This is a genomic window from Rhodovulum sp. (assembly GCF_011048875.1).
Taxonomy (GTDB): domain Bacteria; phylum Pseudomonadota; class Alphaproteobacteria; order Rhodobacterales; family Rhodobacteraceae; genus Rhodovulum; species Rhodovulum tesquicola.
In genome coordinates this window covers 1-2604 of sequence record NZ_DSDD01000324.1, presented here as the reverse complement: position 1 = coordinate 2604, position 2604 = coordinate 1, and the positions used below count along the sequence as shown (strand labels likewise).

The 2604-nt window shown below is 64.2% G+C and carries 3 protein-coding genes; all 3 read left to right on the top strand.

Translation table 11 applies throughout. The features are described 5' to 3' along the window. Positions 1 to 852, top strand: an 852-nt coding sequence (locus ENN83_RS11420; protein ID WP_287187138.1) for an ABC transporter substrate-binding protein, incomplete at its 5' end; no start/stop codon positions are given. Between the two features lie 68 nt (positions 853 to 920). Continuing rightward, entirely contained in the window at positions 921 to 1769 is an 849-nt protein-coding gene (locus ENN83_RS11415) for a carbohydrate ABC transporter permease (protein WP_287187135.1), read from the top strand. Positions 1770 to 1772: 3 nt separating this feature from the next. Continuing rightward, positions 1773 to 2604: ABC transporter ATP-binding protein (locus ENN83_RS11410; RefSeq protein WP_287187133.1), on the top strand; the 832-nt coding region annotated here is incomplete at its 3' end.

Here is a 2604-nt window from a genome sequence, read left to right as displayed (position 1 = left end):
GCCGCGCCCGTCAATATCCACCGCGTCGACTGGATCTGGGCCAATCCCGAGGTTCTGGCCCGCGCCGGGATCGAGGCGATGCCCACCACCTGGGATGAGTTCAACGCCGCGGCCGATGCGCTCCTGGCCGCGGGCATCACGCCCTTGGCCCATGGCGGGCAGCCCTGGCAGGACGCCACGATCTTCGAGAACGTAGTTCTGAGTGTGGGCGGGGCCGATTTTTTCCGCGCAGCCCTTGTCGATCTTGATCAGGACGCGCTGAACTCGCCCACCATGGTTGCGGCCTTCGACCAGTTGCGCAGGATGCGCGGCTATGTCGATCCGAACTTCTCGGGCCGGGACTGGAACCTTGCCACCGCCATGGTGATGAATGGCGAGGCTGCGTTCCAGATCATGGGCGACTGGGCCAAGGGCGAGTTTCTTGCCGCGGGCAAGGTGCCGGGCGAGGATTTCCTGTGCGCGCCGACGCCGGGCAACGGTTTTGTGCTGAATTCGGACAGCTTCACCTTCTTCAAGGTGTCGGGCGAGGACAACATCGCCGGGCAGAAACTGCTGGCGAGCCTGATCATGTCGCCCGGGTTCCAGGCGACCTTCAACCTAGCCAAGGGGTCCATCCCGGCGCGGACCGATGTGCAGCTGGAGGCCTTCGACGCCTGTGCGCAACGCTCGCATGACGATCTGCTCAAGGCGACCGAGGCGAACGCGCTGGTGCCCTCGATGGCGCATGAAATGGCGATCTCGCGCTCGGTCCGGGGCGAGTTCCTCGATCTGGCGACCGAGTTCTTCAACTCGAACATGAGTTCCGAGGACGCCGCAGAGCGGCTGGCCGCCGCCGTCAAGCGCGCGATGTAATGGACAATCCCGGCGGGGGGCAATCGCCGACCGGTGCCGGGGGACGAAGGGCTGACATGCGGAGGGCCATGTCACGGGCGATCGAGCGGCGCCTGCCGCTAATCGTGGTCTCGCCGCTTTTCGCGGTCAGCCTCTTTTTCGTCTATGGTTTCATCGCCTGGACGATCTGGATTTCCTTCACCAAGTCCGGCGTGATGCCGGTCTACGACTTTCACGGTCTGGCCCAGTATGAACGGCTCTGGGCCACGCCGCGCTGGTATGTGGCGCTGAAGAACCTGTTCGTCTTTTCTGGCCTGTTCATCGCGATCAGCATGGGCCTCGGCATCCTTCTGGCGATCCTGCTGGGCGCACTGAACGGCTATGCGCTGACCAAATGGCGGTTTCGCGGGGCCGACATCGTCTTTGCGCTGATGCTGTTCGGCGCCTTCATCCCGTTCCAGGTGGTGCTGTTGCCGATGGCGCGCACGTTGGGGCAATTGGGGCTGGCCGGCACTGTGCCGGGGCTGATCCTTGTCCACACGGTCTACGGGCTGGCCTTCACCACGCTGTTCTTCCGCAATTTCTTCATCGGCGTGTCCGATGGCATCGTGAATGCGGCCAAGGTGGACGGGGCGGGTTTCTTCGGCATCTTCTTCCGGATCGTGCTTCCGATGTCGCTGCCCGCCATCGTGGTGACAGTGATCTGGCAGTTCACGCAGATATGGAACGACTTCCTGTTCGGCGTGGCCTTTACCGTGGGCGATTCCAACCCTGTGACGGTGGCCTTGAACAACGTGGTGAACACCTCGACGGGGGTCAAGGAATACAACGTCGACATGGCCGCGGCGATCATCGCGGGGCTGCCGACGCTGTTGGTCTATGTCGTGGCGGGGGCGTATTTCGTGCGCGGGCTGTCGGCCGGTGCGGTCAAGGGGTAGGGCATGGCATCGGGCATCCGGCTGGAAGACCTGCGCAAGAGTTTCGGCGGAACAGAGGTCATCAGGGGCGTCGACCTGGAAATCGAGCCGGGCGAGTTCGTGGTTCTCGTCGGCCCCTCGGGATGCGGGAAATCCACGCTGCTGAACCTGATCGCGGGGCTTGAAACCGTCACCTCGGGCAATGTCCTGATCGGCGGGCAGAACGTCAACCGCGTGCCGCCGCGCGACCGCGACATCGCCATGGTGTTCCAGTCCTACGCGCTTTACCCCACAAGGACGGTGCGGGCGAACATCACCTTCGGCATGGAAACCCGCCGCGTGCCCAAGGACGCACAAGAGGCCGCGCTTGCGGACTTCGCGAAGCTTCTTCAGATCGACCACCTGCTGGACCGCAAGCCCGGCCAGTTGTCGGGCGGCCAGCGCCAGCGCGTCGCGATGGGGCGTGCGCTGGTCCGGCAACCGGCGGTGTTCCTGTTCGACGAGCCGTTTTCCAACCTCGACGCCAAGCTTCGGATCGAGATGCGCACCGAGATCAAGAAGCTGCACCAGAGGCTGGGCAAGACCGTGGTCTATGTCACCCATGACCAGATCGAGGCGATGACGCTGGCCACCCGCATCGCGGTGATGGATAACGGCCATATCCGGCAATTCGCCGATCCGGCCACGATCTATGAAAGCCCCGTCGATCTGTTCGTCGCGGGCTTCATGGGCTCGCCGCCGATGAACATGATCCCCGGGCGGCTGTTCCACGAGAACGGGCAGGTCTTTGTCCTGCCCCGCGGCGCGCGTGAACGCATCCGCTTTCCCCTCGACGGGCCCGCCGGGCAGGGCGAGG

What these genes read in the sequence shown, in the direction of transcription:
- ENN83_RS11415 (WP_287187135.1), top strand. Translation starts at nt 921, where the DNA reads ATGTCACGGGCGATCGAGCGGCGCCTGCCGCTAATCGTGGTCTCGCCG.